General features: G+C 47.9%; 11 protein-coding genes and 5 tRNA genes. 8 read left to right on the forward strand and 8 right to left on the reverse strand.

The window, feature by feature from the left end; genetic code table 11:
• Positions 1–5: 5 nt before the first annotated feature.
• Together vexH and AOT11_RS02215 are read right to left on the reverse strand one after the other, a co-directional pair.
• A complete protein-coding gene (gene vexH / locus AOT11_RS02210; RefSeq protein WP_017420312.1) occupies positions 6–3,119 on the reverse strand; it encodes a vibriobactin export RND transporter permease subunit VexH in 3,114 nt (1,037 codons plus the stop codon).
• Complete coding sequence (locus tag AOT11_RS02215; RefSeq protein WP_399463556.1) at positions 3,119–4,144, reverse strand: efflux RND transporter periplasmic adaptor subunit; 1,026 nt, start codon at positions 4,142–4,144, stop codon at positions 3,119–3,121. Before AOT11_RS02215 ends, vexH begins: the two co-directional genes overlap by 1 nt.
• Before the next feature lie 332 nt (positions 4,145–4,476).
• Between AOT11_RS02215 and AOT11_RS02220 the strand changes: the two genes are divergently transcribed.
• The 5 genes from AOT11_RS02220 to AOT11_RS02240 all read left to right on the forward strand — a co-directional run bounded on the left by AOT11_RS02220 (position 4,477) and on the right by AOT11_RS02240 (position 5,261).
• Positions 4,477–4,561 (forward strand) — tRNA-Tyr (locus AOT11_RS02220).
• A gap of 90 nt (positions 4,562–4,651) precedes the next feature.
• Positions 4,652–4,736, forward strand: a tRNA-Tyr gene (locus tag AOT11_RS02225).
• 90 nt (positions 4,737–4,826) lie between these two features.
• Positions 4,827–4,911, forward strand: a tRNA-Tyr gene (locus AOT11_RS02230).
• A 90-nt stretch (positions 4,912–5,001) separates the two neighbouring features.
• Positions 5,002–5,086, forward strand: a tRNA-Tyr gene (locus AOT11_RS02235).
• A gap of 90 nt (positions 5,087–5,176) precedes the next feature.
• Positions 5,177–5,261: transfer RNA gene (locus AOT11_RS02240), tRNA-Tyr, on the forward strand.
• 46 nt (positions 5,262–5,307) lie between these two features.
• Here AOT11_RS02240 and AOT11_RS02245 read toward each other — a convergent pair.
• Positions 5,308–6,645 (reverse strand): IS4-like element ISVvu3 family transposase, encoded by a 1,338-nt coding sequence (locus tag AOT11_RS02245; RefSeq protein ID WP_061778578.1) that lies wholly within the window; start codon positions 6,643–6,645, stop codon positions 5,308–5,310.
• 377 nt (positions 6,646–7,022) lie between these two features.
• Positions 7,023–7,892 (reverse strand): Tim44 domain-containing protein, encoded by an 870-nt coding sequence (locus tag AOT11_RS02255; RefSeq protein WP_011080956.1) that lies wholly within the window; start codon positions 7,890–7,892, stop codon positions 7,023–7,025.
• 241 nt (positions 7,893–8,133) lie between these two features.
• On the opposite strand from AOT11_RS02255, the gene AOT11_RS02260 reads away from it, so the two are divergent.
• The 3 genes from AOT11_RS02260 to AOT11_RS02270 all read left to right on the forward strand — a co-directional run bounded on the left by AOT11_RS02260 (position 8,134) and on the right by AOT11_RS02270 (position 11,647).
• Positions 8,134–8,724 carry a TetR/AcrR family transcriptional regulator gene (locus AOT11_RS02260; protein WP_017420932.1) on the forward strand — a complete coding sequence of 197 codons (591 nt, stop codon included), beginning with the start codon at positions 8,134–8,136 and terminating at the stop codon, positions 8,722–8,724.
• 14 nt (positions 8,725–8,738) lie between these two features.
• A complete protein-coding gene (locus AOT11_RS02265; RefSeq protein ID WP_017420933.1) occupies positions 8,739–10,613 on the forward strand; it encodes an MFS transporter in 1,875 nt (624 codons plus the stop codon).
• A 98-nt stretch (positions 10,614–10,711) separates the two neighbouring features.
• Complete coding sequence (locus tag AOT11_RS02270; RefSeq protein ID WP_017420934.1) at positions 10,712–11,647, forward strand: YeiH family protein; 936 nt, start codon at positions 10,712–10,714, stop codon at positions 11,645–11,647.
• 10 nt (positions 11,648–11,657) lie between these two features.
• On the opposite strand, the gene AOT11_RS23260 is transcribed toward AOT11_RS02270, so the two are convergent.
• The 4 genes from AOT11_RS23260 to menB form a co-directional block, all read right to left on the reverse strand.
• On the reverse strand, positions 11,658–11,834 hold the full coding sequence (locus AOT11_RS23260; RefSeq protein ID WP_017420935.1) for a hypothetical protein: 177 nt from the start codon (positions 11,832–11,834) through the stop codon (positions 11,658–11,660).
• A gap of 96 nt (positions 11,835–11,930) precedes the next feature.
• Entirely contained in the window at positions 11,931–13,424 is a 1,494-nt protein-coding gene (gene menE / locus AOT11_RS02275) for an o-succinylbenzoate--CoA ligase (protein WP_017420936.1), read from the reverse strand.
• Positions 13,361–14,350, reverse strand: a complete 990-nt coding sequence (gene menC / locus AOT11_RS02280; protein ID WP_017420937.1) for an o-succinylbenzoate synthase — start codon at positions 14,348–14,350, stop codon at positions 13,361–13,363. The genes menE and menC overlap by 64 nt, the downstream gene beginning before the upstream one ends.
• Positions 14,351–14,489: 139 nt before the next feature.
• Positions 14,490–15,356, reverse strand: a complete 867-nt coding sequence (gene menB / locus AOT11_RS02285) for a 1,4-dihydroxy-2-naphthoyl-CoA synthase (protein WP_017420938.1) — start codon at positions 15,354–15,356, stop codon at positions 14,490–14,492.
• Between the last annotated feature and the right edge of the window lie 15 nt (positions 15,357–15,371).

The following is a 15,371-nucleotide window of genomic DNA, read 5'->3' on the forward strand; positions in this document are numbered from 1 at the left end:
TTGGTTTAACCGTGGCTTACTCGGCCTTTCGTATCATGGCTAAGGGCTTGATTTAGTTCCGTTTCTACATGCCCTGGTGCTTCTGTGTATCGAGATATCAAACGATACATCGCAGGGATAACGAACAAGGTGACTAGAGTGGCAAACCCCATACCGAAGAAAATAACGGTCCCAACCGCCACGCGGCTTTCGTAGCCCGCCCCATCCGACAAAATAAGTGGAATCGCGCCCGCTAGAGTCGTGAAGGCGGTCATTAAAATCGGTCGCAACCGTCGTGCCGAGGCATCAATAATCGCTTGTTCAAACTCAAAACCTCGGTCACGCAGTTGGTTAGCAAACTCCACAATCAAGATACCGTTTTTGGTCACCATGCCGATCAGCATGATCATACCAATCTGACTGTAGATGTTCATGCCTTGCTGCATGATGAGCAAACCTAAGAAACCACCAAACACCCCCATAGGCACGGTAAACATCACCACCAGAGGGTTGATGAAGCTTTCAAATTGCGCAGCAAGAACGAGGTAGGCCACCAGCAAAGCCAAAGCAAACACAATGGCAACGCTCGACTGGTTTTCTTTGAAGTCCTTCGATTCACCGGAATAGCTGATGGTAATATCGCCCGGCAAGGTCTCGATCGCTTGCTGATCAAGAAAATCCAAAGCATCACCCAGCGTGTAACCATCCGACAAGTTGGCGGTAATCGTGATCGCTTTCTGCTTGTTGTAGTGCGATAAGCGAATCGACGACGCAATTTCCTCAACGTTGGTCACGGTATCTAAGGTAACCAGATCGCCACTTTGCGTGCGCAGATAAATTTGGCTCAGATCCGCTGCGTTATTAAAGCGATTTTCATCACCACGAAGATAAACATCGTACTCTTCACCACGTTCTACAAAGGTGGTTTCTTTACGCCCACCCAGCATGATTTCTAAGGTATCGGAAATCTCTTTGATGCTGATGCCCAGTTCCGCGGCACGGCGTTTATCCACCGACACCACCAATTCTGGCGTTTTCTCTGAATAGTTGATCTCCGCCCCTTCCATAATTGGGGATTCTTCTGCTTTGTTCTTCAGCACCTCGGCCCAATCGCGCAGTTCGTTGTAATCCGAGCCGCCAAGCACAAACTGCACAGGCTCGCTCGAACCGCCACGGAATCCGGGCATAAACGGGAAAACACGGACATCTGGAATACCCGCCAGCGCTTTACGCACTTCACCTAACGCTTGCTGCGCTGTCACCGAACGTTCATTCCAATCATCCAAGATCATAATAACGAATCCGGTTTGGTCACCCGCTTGGCCGCCAAACGCCGGTGACTGGATGCTGAATGACTTAAGGAACCCTTGCCCCAACAACGGCATTAAACGCGCTTCCACTAAGTCCATATTGGCAGACATGCGGTTATAACTGGTGGCATCGGCACCACGGACGAAGGCAAAAATCACCCCTCGATCTTCTTGTGGTGTTAATTGTGCTGGCACTTGATTCATTAGCGCGTAGCTGCCACCCATACAAGCAAGGATGATCAGGGGCGCAAGCCATCGCCACGCGAGTGCTCGCTTTAGCACCGCGCGATAACCGGACTCTAACTTGCCAAACAACAGGTCCACTACGTCATTAAAACGGTTTTTCTTAACATTGGCTTTAAGAATTTTGCTGCCCAGAACTGGCGTGAGCGTGAGCGCTATCAATGATGAAAAAATCACGGACATTGCCAACAACACCGAGAACTCGGTAAAGAGTAGGCCCACCATGCCGTCCATGAAGGAGATCGGTAAAAACACCATCACCAACACTAAGGTGGTGGCAATGACCGCAAAACCCACCTCTCGCGTGCCTTTATAGGCTGCAAGCAACGGCGATTCGCCTTTCTCGATATGATGGAAAATGTTCTCAACGACCACAATCGCATCGTCGACCACCAAGCCGATAGAGAGAATCAAGGCCATTAAGGTGATGAGGTTAATCGAGAAACCAAAGTAGTACGCGGCAATAAAAGAGGAAATCAGCGACACAGGCACGGTCACCGCGGGAATCAAGGTGGCGCGAGCTTGACCGATGAAGATATACAGCACGAGAATCACCAGCCCGCCAGTGATAAACAAGGTGCTGTACACCTCCGAAATAGAGCGGTCAATAAACACGGTTGAATCGTAGTCGATAGCGAGACGCGTCCCTTCTGGCAAAAACTTCTGCACTTTATCGACTTCTTCATGCACTCTTTTTGCCACCTCAAGCGGGTTAGCGTCCGACTGAGGGACAATCCCCATGCTGACGTTGACTACCCCGTCACTTTTAAACGTCGAGTTCTCATTCTCAGCACCGATAAAGACATCCGCCACGTCTTTGAGATAAATCGGCGTGTTGTCACTGGCACGCTTGACCACCAGATACTGGAAGTCTTCTACTGAGTTATAGCTGCGCGCGGTACGAACAGACATCACCGTTTGATCGTTACGCACTTCACCCCCAGGACTTTCAAGGTTCTCACTGCGTAGCGCCGCGGTAATGTCCGTGGCGGTCACGCCTCGCCCAGCCATAAGCTCAGGACTTAGCTTCACGTACATAACTTTGTACAAGCCACCCGAGATATCAACGGAACTCACTCCGGTAATAAGGCTAAAGCGATCCATGAGTACACGCTCGATGTAATCGGTGAGCTGAGTACGATCCATCTCTGAAGAGCTGAGGTTGATGTAAAGGGACGCCTCACCACTACCGTTGTTTTTAAACACGATTGGATCGTCGGCTTCCTCGGGTAGCGAACGCTGTGCGCGCGCCACGGCATCACGAACATCACTCACCCCTGTATTGAGGTCATAACCCAGTTCAAAGGTTATGGTGATACGAGACATGCTGTTACGCGTGGTCGACGAAATCTCATCAATACCACTGATGCCTGAGAGTTGATCTTCAAGCACTGACGTGATCTGGCTTTCGATGATCGTCGCCGATGCTCCGTCGTAACGTGTGCTAATGGAGACAACCGGGCTTTCTATATCCGGCATCTCACGTACCGCCAATTTGCTGAACGAGACAAAACCAAACACACACAACAACAAACTCAATACCAGCGCAGCAACTGGTCTTTTTACTGACACATCAGAGAGTAACATTATTGCGCATCCTTCTTCGCTACGGTCTCTTGCCCTGCTGCTGCGCCGCCAATTTCTTTGACTAACACACCGTCACGCATGTTCACGATACCTTGCACGACGATTTTATCGCCGATGCTGACACCCGACTCGATCACCACTTGGTTCTCGACTCGCGCACCAAGCAGAACTTCTGTGCGTTTCGCTTTATTGTCGCTGCCGATGACATAGACGTAACGTTTGGTCCCGGAATACTCTAATGCCTGCACCGGAATGATCGGCGCTTCAATCGCCGGGAACGCTAAGGCGGTATTGAGCAACATCCCTGGTTTCAACTGATTTTCCGGATTTTCAAACTGAATGCGCACTCGTAGGTTCAACGTTTCGGCGTTAATCCGTGAGTCAATGCCCACCACCTTGCCAGTGAACACTTGTTTACCCCAAGCGCTGGATGTGGCTGTCACAGGCATACCTATCGACAACATAGACAGATAACGCTCCGGAATTCTCAGATCCAGTTGCATTAATGACAGATCGTCGAGAGTCAGTAACTCAGTGCCTGAGTTCACCAACTTGCCGCGACTAAAATCGACGAAACCCACCGTTCCGGCAAAGGGTGCGGTGATATGAAGATCATTCAAGTTGGCATTGGCCGCTGTCAAACGCGCTTGTGCAATCTCGACACTCGCTTTTTGCGCGTCAATTTCTGTTTGCGTAATCGCATTGCGACTGACCAATCGCTCAAATTCTTTAAGTTTTCTCTGCTCATCTTTCAAATAAGCTTTTGCTTCAGAAACGGCCGCTAAGGCTTTATCGTCCTCAAGCTTGACCAGCAATTGCCCTTTAGTGACATTCTGGTTCGCTTTCACTTGAATGCTTTCGACTTTGCCGGACACTTCGGACGCAATCACCACTGACTGCACCGCTTCCAATTTGCCGACCAGCGCTAAAGATTGGCTAATTTGGTGTGTTTGCACTTTTTCTGCAACCACAGTAACAGCAGATGGCCCTCTTGGAGCAGCATGGGATAGAGAGGAAGTCCCCATAAGAGCCAGAGTAATAAATGAGATAAGAATGCGTTTTTTCATGTTCCGTCAATCAATAAAGCCATAGTTGAGATTATGAGTGTATCAGCTCTAGCGTACTGTAACGTCAAGTTGTGTAAATTATGGTGAGAAGTGAAGGATTTAGCGGCCTAAGTTGTCACCAAAATGTGTACTTTCTGGCATCTTTGCCCAAAAAGGCAGCATTCAACATGTAAAGCACAGAAAAAGGCTTTACACACTGAACTGGTTTGCTATGATGCGCTCCGCACTTGAGCGATGTGTTGGGAAAACACCGCTTAAGCCTAATCCATAAGAGATTAGGAAAATACCCTGGAGGGGTTCCCGAGTGGCCAAAGGGAGCAGACTGTAAATCTGCCGGCTCCGCCTTCGATGGTTCGAATCCGTCCCCCTCCACCATATTTCTTCTTGTGATTATCCTCTGGATTAATTGTGAGAAACACTTGGATAGTGTGTTGGGAAAACACGTTCTAAGTATAAAAACACCCTGGAGGGGTTCCCGAGTGGCCAAAGGGAGCAGACTGTAAATCTGCCGGCTCCGCCTTCGATGGTTCGAATCCGTCCCCCTCCACCATATTCTTCTTGTGATTATCCTCTGGATTAATTGTGAGAAACACTTGGATAGTGTGTTGGGAAAACACGTTCTAAGTATAAAAAACACCCTGGAGGGGTTCCCGAGTGGCCAAAGGGAGCAGACTGTAAATCTGCCGGCTCCGCCTTCGATGGTTCGAATCCGTCCCCCTCCACCATATTTCTTCTTGTGATTATCCTCTGGATTAATTGTGAGAAACACTTGGATAGTGTGTTGGGAAAACACGTTCTAAGTATAAAAACACCCTGGAGGGGTTCCCGAGTGGCCAAAGGGAGCAGACTGTAAATCTGCCGGCTCCGCCTTCGATGGTTCGAATCCGTCCCCCTCCACCATATTTCTTCTTGTGATTATCCTCTGGATTGATTGTGAGAAACACTTGGATAGTGTGTTGGGAAAACGCGTTCTAAGTATAAAAACACCCTGGAGGGGTTCCCGAGTGGCCAAAGGGAGCAGACTGTAAATCTGCCGGCTCCGCCTTCGATGGTTCGAATCCGTCCCCCTCCACCATTTTCTTCGTAAGAATCGAAAGCCAGCTCAATGAGCTCAATGTAGTTCACTTAAGAGGAGCTGCCTTGCGATTAACAGGATATCGGGTCTTTGATATTTTTACCGCCCTAGGCCGATTTGGCTTAGGGCGTTTGTCTATAAAAAGGATGGATAAGTCTCCGCGCAGACTTTTTAGACGCTTCGGTGTGTTACCTGGAGATACCGCTTTGCTCATTACTTTCAGTTGACTAGCGATGAACTGACAAGCGTATTTAAAACTGATTTCATTGGCCATTCGACCATGTTCTACGGCCGCTTGACTAGCTTCTCGTCTTACCAAGTTATAGCCAAGCAATAGCCCCCATAACTCTTGATAAACAAGCTCGACCGTCTTACTCCTCAGCACTAACGCGTTGTGCTGCATCGAACTTTTTATATCTCTGTACCCTAACTCAATTTCCCATCTCTCATGGTAAAGCTCGGCTACTGATTCCGCATCGTACTCTTCCCTAGGCAAAGACGTAAACACTGTTTTGTGCTTACCTTGCACTTGATAAGTAACGGCTCTGACTTGCCATTTTTCAGGTAGGTTAGGATTTTTCTTGCGAGCCTGTGGAGAGACTTTCATTTCTACCAACATGTCGTCGCTCTCTTCATTGTCCACAAGTCTGAATTTCACCCCTTTCTTCGCTGGTAACAACCAATGCCTGTTGGAGCCACTATTTTGGAGAGAAAGAAGTAAGTCTGCGCCATAAAACCCCTTATCTAGTAAAGTCACTGAGTTATCAGGTAGAGAGTCAATAAAGGGCATTGCAAGCGGTATTTCACCACGACGATAGGGGCTTATAGCTGCGTCTACAATGACATGTGAGCGAACATTCATCATGGTCACCACCCTGAGTACTGGATGAGGCGTCTGCCTCTCGCTGGATGTATTACCTGACCCAAAATGTTCTCTTAGCTCTGGTGTATCAGCGGTTCGAAAAAGAGCCCCATCAATAGCGAAGACTTGTAAGCCTTGCCAAGTATCCTCGGGGTAACGCTCTAGACCCCATGTGTGACTGCATTGTCTAAACAACCATTCTGGAGCCGCTTTACCAAGGCGTTGCCTTGCTTGCGTTAAAGCACTTTTAGCTAGCAGTTCCTCATCGGCTAAGCCCTCGGCACAGACATTCATTCGCCGTGCGACTTCTGCAATAGACTCATTGCGGAAAAACGCCATTCCAACAATAAGCCAAAGAACCATATCACTAGGTAAACGACGTCGACGAATTGTCGCTTTATCGGAAAGTGTTGCTGCTTTAGCAACCCACTCATCAGGAATATGCTCGGAGAAGGTGGTTAGCTGAGCGACATCAACAGGACTCTCTTCAAGAAAGTCAGCAAAATAGTTTTGGATAGACATAAAAAATCGGAAACCTATAAACAGGTTTCCGATTGTCTCTCATCAGAAGGATCGGTCAACCGATCCTTATCTGATCTACATTGGCTCAATGAGCTGGCTTTTTTCGTATTGAATTTAGCTCATCGATTCGCCTCTCCCAGCGTATGAATAATGATGGCGCAAATAACGCTTTTCACTCCGATCATCGTGACAATGGCGACTCGAAAGGCATCCCTCTTACGGACTGGCTCCAATGAAAAAACATTCCAAACCATCAGTAATGACTTGACCTATAGAACAGCAGCAATATCCAATGACTCTGCCAGTCCAAGAGATAAAAAAATCCCGCTCATCGAAATGAACGGGACTTGTGATGACTAAGTTGAACGAGGTTAGGCCTAGCCTTGGATACCCACGATCATCCACGGCGCATTTGGCGCAGTCAGATCTCGCTCAAGGTGCCAGATATCTGTGATATCTTCTTCAATGCCCTCCACCGCGTCACGGTAACGACCACTGAACTGTAAGCTCAAGTGCGCAGTTGACGCATCGTAATCAGCACGAACGATTTGTGCATCCACATACATGACATCCGTATGCTGCTCACCATCGAGTTTCGCTCGCTCCGCTTTTAGGTCTTCAAACAAGCTTGGAGAAACATACTCTTCAATCGTTTCCAGTTGATTATGGTTCCAAGCGCCTTGCAGGATACGGTAGTGTTCACGTGCGCCATTGACAAATGCAACTTGGTCGAAACCTGGAGGATAGTTGTGTGGTACATCAGATTGCGCGCCAAAACCAAAACCACCTGTTGGAGTGTTCGGTGACTGCTCGAAGTTATGAACATTTGATTGTTCAAACTTAGGTGCTTGGCCGCCAAATGCTGGCTGCTGGCGATGCTGATTCATACTGCCTTGCTTAGAAGCCAGTAGACCACGCATTAATTTAAAGATCACGAAAGCAATTAAGCCGATGATGAGGATATCCATAAACTGAATACCTTCAAACGCGCCCCCAAAGAACGCAGCAAGCAAACCGCCCGCCAACAAGCCACCAAGAATACCGCCCATCAGGCCTTTCTTGGAGCTCTGTTTTGCCGTCTGCTCTTTACCAATATTGTTCGTATTTTGCTGCTGTTGTTTAGGAGCTGGAGCCGTTTTATAGCTTTTGCCAAACGACTTACCGCCACCCATTTTTTTCGCTTCAGCAATTGGCGTTGCAATCACAGAAACCATCAGCAGGGCAACAATCGATAATAAACGTTTCATCTTTATCCTTTTGTAGTCTGATTGAAACTTTACGCACTAGTCCCCTTCTTGATACAAACCGCTTTGAAGAAAACCAGCTAACATGAATCATACAAGTATCCGCTGAGCATTGAAACGGAAACAATAGTTAGACATGTATCAGAATATTGCCGCTGTTCTATTCTATTTTAGGATGTTTAGTTGACGGATATATCCGACAAATTTAGAATATCGAACGTTGTTCAATTTGTAGTATATAGAAATGGCCCGTAGAAACGATCACACCAGAGAAGAACTTATCGCATTAACGCTTGAAACAGTGAAAGAGTTTCTTGCTGAACACTCGTATCATGAACTGAGTTTGCGAAAGTTGGCCAATATGATCGGCTACGTTCCTAGCACCTTGGTTAATGTGTTTGGTAGCTACAATTTGCTGCTGCTGCATGCTGTAGCGCAAACTCTAGATGAGCTATCAGTGGAAGCAATGAAAGTTGTTCAAGACTCCAATGACAAAAAACAGGCTCTTGCCGAGCTTGCCTATTGCTACCATGACTTTGCCTTGCAACACCCTCATCGCTGGCGCTTAATTTTTGAGCACAACATGAATGGCGCTGAATTGCCTGAGTGGCAAGCTAAGCGCATTGATAATATGACCGGTATGCTAGAGGCGCTATTGCAACAACTTGCCCCATCTCGCACACCAACCGAAGTGTTGCAAGCGAGCCGCGTGTTGTGGTCTGGCGTTCATGGTATTACGCTACTGAGTGTGGATGACAAATTTTTCTCCAGTGAGCCAATTGATGGTAAAGAGTTGATAGACAGTCTTTTGACCAACTATCTAACCAACTGGTAATACAAGGAACTTTCATGGCCGCGAATAGCCAAAGCTCGCTGTTAACACAGCGTAAGTTTCTGCCGTACTTCATTACTCAATTTTTCGGTGCCTTTAACGACAACATATTCAAAAATGTGTTGTTGTTGCTTGTCGCGTTTGCAGGTACTGGCGCACTGTCCATCTCCAGTGATCTTTTCATCAACCTTGCCGCTGGTTTATTCATTCTGCCGTTTTTCCTTTTTTCAGCGTCAGCAGGTGTGCTGGCAGACAAATACGAAAAGTCTTGGTTTATTCGCAAAGTCAAATTGTTTGAAATCGCCATTATGTTGCTCGGCGCTATCGGTTTTATTACCGAGAGCTACGCCATCTTATTGCTGCTGTTGTTTTTGATGGGCACACAGTCGGCATTTTTTGGCCCGGTCAAATATGCGCTACTGCCACAGCAACTAAAACAAGAAGAGCTCGTCCCCGGTAACGCTTTGGTTGAAGCGGGTACTTTTATTGCTATTCTCGTCGGTACATTAGGCGCGGGTATTATTGCCTCACACGAGCAAGCAAAATACGTTGCCGCTTTTTGTGTCGTTATCTTTGCTGTATTCGGCTATCTCGCCAGCAGAGCAATTCCCGTTGCACACGCATGCGCGCCAGAGTTGAAATTTCGCTGGCAGCCTTATCGTCAAACGAGACACACAATTGCCATCGCAAAATCGGATCGTGTTGTATATCAATGTATTATGGCGATCAGTTGGTTTTGGTTCCTTGGTGCCGCGTACCTCACTCAATTTCCTAACTTCACCAAGATTTATCTCAATGGCACAGAAAGTGCGGTCTCTTTCTTGTTGGCGCTCTTTTCTGTGGGCATCGCGCTAGGTTCACTCGCGTGCAACAAACTGTCTAAAGGCCGCATTGATGTCGGCATCGTCCCGATTGGTGCTTTTGGTATTACGGTATTTGGCTACTTGATGGCCACGTCGATACCCAGCGAGCTACCTCGATTTCATACCTTCGCACAGTTTGTGCAGTATCAGCCATTTTGGTCACTGTTTAGCTACTTGCTCATGATCGGCGTTTCTGGTGGATTGTTCATCGTCCCACTCTATGCCCTGATGCAACATCGTGCCAAGGAAAGTGAACGTGCGCAGGTCATTGCGGGCCTCAATATTTACAACTCACTATTTATGGTGGCCAGTGCAGTATTAGGCATCGTGTGTCTTGCCGCGATCGGCATATCGATTCCACAATTTTTTGTGCTACTTTCGTTACTCAACTTTTTAGTGGCTGCGTATCTCTTTTTGCAAGCACCAATGTTTGTGGTGCGTTTCCTCGTGTGGGTGCTTACTCACACACTCTATCGCGTGACACATAAGAATCTACACCACTTACCGAAAGACGGTGGCGCGCTTATTGTTTGCAATCACGTGAGTTACATGGACGCTTTGCTGCTGAGTGCCGTCTGCCCTCGATTGATTCGTTTTGTCATGGAAGAAGAATACGCAAGGCTGCCGATTTTGCGTCGCTTCTTACGCACTGCCGGGGTAATTCCTATCTCCGCCAGCAACAGAACCTCTATTCGACGTGCATTTAACGATGTCGAACAAGCTTTGAGTGAAGGGCATATTGTCTGTATTTTCCCAGAGGGCAGATTAACGGAAAATGGCGACATGAATCCATTTATGCGTGGCATTGACATCATCCTTCGTCGCAGCCCTGTGCCCGTTATCCCAATGGCGTTAAAAGGCTTGTGGGGTAGCTATTTCAGCCGCCACAAGGGCCGAGCCTGTAAAGGGCTCCCTAGCCGTTTCTGGTCTCGACTAGAAATTGAAGCAGGGTTGCCTATTGAGCCTAAAGCCGCCTCTGCGGAAGTTATGCAGCAAAAAGTGGCAGAGTTACGAGGCGATTGGCGCTAAGCGTTCAGTTTATCTGAACGCTTGTTCAAATCATTAAGACTTTCTGATCTCATCGACTCAGCTATACTCGCGCTTTCACTTAATAAAACGCAATCACTTTGAATCGTAAGCATCTTCCTTTTATTTTCTCGTTGCTACTCTGCTTGAGTCCTTGGGTCTCTTCGCCTACAGCATTGGTGCTAGGTTTTCTGCTCGCAAGCACGGGTTTGGTTCCATCCCAACTGCCCATTTCGACCTACACCAAAAAGCTTTTGTCTTACTCCATTGTTGGCTTGGGGTTTGGTATCCAATTTCAGCAAGCCATTGCCGTAACCTCTGATGGTATCGGCCTAATTGTGGTCACCATTGTCGGTACCCTGCTGCTCGGTTATTTAGTGGCTAAAGTGATTAAGCTCGAAACCACGACCGCATACCTTATTTCAGCAGGCACTGCGATTTGTGGGGGGAGTGCGATTGCGGCAGTTGCGCCAGCGATCAAAGCCAAAGATCAGCAGATTGCCCTCGCACTGGCGACCGTCTTCGTTCTTAACTCCCTTGCATTGTTTATTTTTCCGGTGATTGGACATGCATTAGCATTGGATCAACAAACTTTTGGGACTTGGGCAGCAATCGCCATTCACGACACCTCCTCTGTCGTTGGAGCTGCATCCGCGTACGGTAAGCAAGCACTTACCACCGCGACGACATTAAAACTCGCCCGAGCATTATGGATTATTCCCGTTGCTCTGCTCAGTGCAATGCTCTTTGCTCGCGGAAATGGCGCGGAAGGTAAGCGCAAGTTAGTGCTTCCATACTTCATTTTTTGGTATTGCGGTGCCATCGCCTTTAGCGATCTCTTCCCTCAATTTGAGACCGCCTATCAGGGCATTTTCTCGGTCGCGAAGCAGGCACTAGTGGTGTGTTTATTTTTGATTGGTTGCAGTATTTCTGTTGAGAAGCTGAAAAGTGCGGGTGCAAAACCTCTGATCTTTGGTTTGAGCCTATGGGTGGTTATCTCAACCACTTCGCTCAGTTGGTTGTTGCTCACACGTTAAACTTACTCAATTAAGCTGAGTGATGGGAATGAGGCAAGGTGGTGGTTGATTGACGTCGATAGTCAAAAACGATGGCGACAACAATCAAAAAGGCCGTCAATTCCGCCAAAGAGCGATAGAGGCCATCACTCAGCAAAGCAATGCCGAGCTGCAAAACTGCCGTTGCTATTAAGATCCCTCTTACCATCTTCAACCTTATGCCTTTTCTTTGTCATATGATGCACAATTATGATTGAGGGTTATAAGGTTGAGAAATTCCCTTTTTGACTAAATCATGCCGAAATCAACTAAGTTGATTTCCCAGCCACACTTTAACGGCTTGCCGCGAGACTTTAATCCCTTCCTTCAGTAACGTCTCAGGCATTAAGTAATAGGCGACTGGCCACTTAAACTTTTGCAGTTTCTCTTTTAAGTGTTGCTCATAACTCGCTCTGTTTGCTAGCGATGGCGATTGGATGACAGCAACGGGTCGATAGCCAAATTCCGCATCGGGCATGGGAACCACGATACTCTGTTCCACGCCGTCAATCTCGTTTAGCACCGCTTCAATCTCTTCACAATGGATGTTTTCCCCGCCAGAGATAAACTGATTGTCCGCACGGCCGATGATCTTAAGCTCCTCACCTTGCCACACGCCTAAATCTTTACTGTCAAACCACCCCTGTTCATCCACCAGCGTCGTTAGGTTTCCCTGAAAAAAATAGCCTTCTGCCAAGGTTTCACCACCAATATAGATGCGCTGACCAATCAGTTGCAGTGCCCGATGTTTTAATAGATGCCCTGCGTTGCTCACACTGTCGATCTGCTTGGCGGTCACCGTTGAAGCGGCTTCTGTCATGCCGTAGCCTAGCCAGGTCTCTATCCCTTTACGCTGCGCCGCTTGAGCCAAGGTATGCTCCACATGGCTCCCTCCGAGCAAAACATGGCTCAGTTGCAAAGGCGTATTGTCATCAAGTAGGCGCTTCAATTGAGTCGCAACGAGAGACACGTGTGTCACTCCTTGAATCTCTTCAGCCAGAGCGCCATGCCCCACTTTCAAACATGCGCCAGCGAACAACCAGCGATAAACAATAGCCATGCCAGAAACATGATACAGCGGTAGGGAGAGCAACCATGTATCCTGCTGAGTAAAAAAGAATTCTTCCAACAATCCTTGTGCTGACGCGAAATGCTGCCGATGGGTATGGGCCACGGCTTTGGGATTGCCCGTGGAACCAGAGGTAAAAATAATAGTAGCAAGTTGATCAGCGCGATAATCGCAAACGTGCTTGTCAGGCAGCGAGTTGAGATGATTCGAGGCGAGTGAGATTTCTAGCAGCACATTACGATGATCGTGAGAGCAAGCCGAGCGGGTCTGCCCATCAACATTAGGATCAAGCCAAATAAAACGCGTTTGCTGCTCACGGTAAAGCGTCTCAAGCTTTGCTGAGAACATCGGGACCGATTGTGGCATGGTGATGGCCACCACAGCGCCCAGTTGATGCGCTGCCAGCAAGATAAGCACCATATCAACATGGTTTTTACCCAGCAGAGTGATGACATCTCCAAGAGCCACCCCTTGCGCACCAAGAACCGCCGCTAAACGTTCAATCTCGTCGTTCAATTGTTGCCAATTGAATTGATAACGTGATGAGGTCAGCGCCATAGAAAATGGGCTCTGCTGAGCCCAATATTTCCACAATGGCTGTTCACTGACGAATGCCGTTTCAACCATTATGAATGCCACACCAATTGCTGTTCTTCTAACGAGGCGATCGGCAGTGCGCATTTCGGCCATCCCACCATTAACTGAGATTGGAACAAACTTATGGTGTCCAAGCCCGGCGTCACATCAGGCAATTGCCATTTGGCAAAACGCGCTAGCTGGGTAAGCCCCAAACTTGATTCAATGCTCGAACTGATGACCGCTTTGATGCCCAAAGAATGCGCTTTTTTGATCAGCGCAATACATCGAGGCAATGAACCGATCAGCGTTGGTTTGATGACGATCGCTTTCACGCCCGTGAGATCGTCAAGCGCAAAGTCAGGTTGTTGCAGAGCATTCTGTAAGGTTTCATCCCATGCAATCGCAATCCCAGTGTTGATAGCAAAAGAGAGGCTGTCTCCGGGCTTTTGACAAGGTTCTTCGATAAACACGATCCGCTGGCGCAAAGATGGACTGATGTACTTGGCAAATTGCTGCGCCTTTTCTGGCGTCCAAGCACGATTGGCATCTAATCGCAGTGTGAGATCTGGAATGCTTTCCAAGAATAAGTTGACCAACATGCCATCGCGAATGGGTTCGTACAAACCTACTTTGACTTTGGCGACTTTCTCACCTTGCATCGCATTCAATACCGGAATGAGTTCATCGGGATCGCCGGTACAAAGTGGCGCGGGCAAATAGTTCCCATCGCGAGGTAACTTCCCTTCCAACTCATACATCGCGGTGGAAAGACCAAACGCAACGGAAGGCAGCAAGGCGTCGTAATCGATGGGATGATCGGTGTTCATCCACAACTCAAGCTGTGCTTGCGCTTCAATACCCGCTTCTTCTATGGTCTCTAAGCTAAATCCTGGTAATGGTGCAACTTCGCCATACCCTTTTTGACCGTTCACGTTCAGCTCAATAATATAGCCAACACGCTCCGTCAGTTTCTCTTCTCTTAGCACAACACCGCTGTCCATTGGCAAGGTGTAGCGGTACAGTTTGGCTGATTTCATAGCTGTCCCTTAATACTTCATCGACAAATTGCTTTACTGAAAGTCAGGCTCTTTATGAATGAGACCGTCAATCGCAAAGAAAAGTCCCTAAACGATGCAGATTCTGTGCCTCTGCATCGCTCTCACATTGGGAAGAAAATTAAGGGTTACGTGGAAACTTATTGAAATCTGGACGACGTTTCTCGTTGAACGCATTACGCCCTTCTTGTCCTTCATCGGTCATATAGAACATCATTGTGGCGTTGCCCGCCAACTCTTGAAGACCCGCTTGACCATCGCAATCGGCGTTCAATGCTGCTTTAAGGCAACGCAGTGCCATCGGGCTGTGCTGAAGTACTTCACGGCACCAACGTACGGTTTCTTTCTCTAATTCTTCTACAGGGACGACCGTGTTCACTAGCCCCATATCCAACGCTTCTTGTGCATTATAGAAACGGCAGAGGAACCAGATCTCGCGCGCTTTCTTTTGGCCTACGATGCGTGCCATGTAAGAAGCACCCCAGCCACCATCAAACGAGCCCACTTTTGGTCCAGTTTGGCCAAATTGCGCATTTTCGGCCGCAATGGTCAAATCACACATCATGTGTAAAACGTGACCACCACCAACCGCCCAGCCTGCTACAGAAGCGATGACCGGTTTTGGACAGGTACGAATATCACGTTGGAAATCAAGAACATTCAGATGGTGAACACCAGAATCATCTTTATAGCCGCCGTAATCGCCGCGGATCTTTTGGTCCCCACCAGAGCAGAACGCATCTTCACCGAGACCGGTCAAAATGATCACGCCAACGTTAGAGTCATAGCGAGCATCCGCCAGAGCTTGGATCATTTCTTTGACGGTTTGCGGGCGAAATGCATTACGCACTTGAGGGCGTGCAATGGTGATTTTTGCAATGCCGTCTTCCGACTTGTGGTACTGAATATCTTCATAGGGCGCACTACAGTCATTCCAATTAACTGGTGCGTAAAGTTCTGCTTCAGTGATGCCTACTGTTTTAGCCATGGTGATTCCCATTGT

Origin of the sequence: Vibrio vulnificus NBRC 15645 = ATCC 27562 (genome assembly GCF_002224265.1) — a bacterium.
GTDB lineage: Bacteria > Pseudomonadota > Gammaproteobacteria > Enterobacterales > Vibrionaceae > Vibrio > Vibrio vulnificus.

Coding starts and splice junctions, on each gene's coding strand:
- vexH (WP_017420312.1), bottom strand. CDS start 3,119: ATGTTACTCTCTGATGTGTCAGTAAAAAGACCAGTTGCTGCGCTGGTA.
- AOT11_RS02215 (WP_399463556.1), bottom strand. CDS start 4,144: ATGGGGACTTCCTCTCTATCCCATGCTGCTCCAAGAGGGCCATCTGCT.
- AOT11_RS02245 (WP_061778578.1), bottom strand. CDS start 6,645: ATGTCTATCCAAAACTATTTTGCTGACTTTCTTGAAGAGAGTCCTGTT.
- AOT11_RS02255 (WP_011080956.1), bottom strand. CDS start 7,892: ATGAAACGTTTATTATCGATTGTTGCCCTGCTGATGGTTTCTGTGATT.
- AOT11_RS02260 (WP_017420932.1), top strand. CDS start 8,134: ATGGCCCGTAGAAACGATCACACCAGAGAAGAACTTATCGCATTAACG.
- AOT11_RS02265 (WP_017420933.1), top strand. CDS start 8,739: ATGGCCGCGAATAGCCAAAGCTCGCTGTTAACACAGCGTAAGTTTCTG.
- AOT11_RS23260 (WP_017420935.1), bottom strand. CDS start 11,834: ATGGTAAGAGGGATCTTAATAGCAACGGCAGTTTTGCAGCTCGGCATT.
- menE (WP_017420936.1), bottom strand. CDS start 13,424: ATGGCCGAAATGCGCACTGCCGATCGCCTCGTTAGAAGAACAGCAATT.
- menC (WP_017420937.1), bottom strand. CDS start 14,350: ATGAAATCAGCCAAACTGTACCGCTACACCTTGCCAATGGACAGCGGT.
- menB (WP_017420938.1), bottom strand. CDS start 15,356: ATGGCTAAAACAGTAGGCATCACTGAAGCAGAACTTTACGCACCAGTT.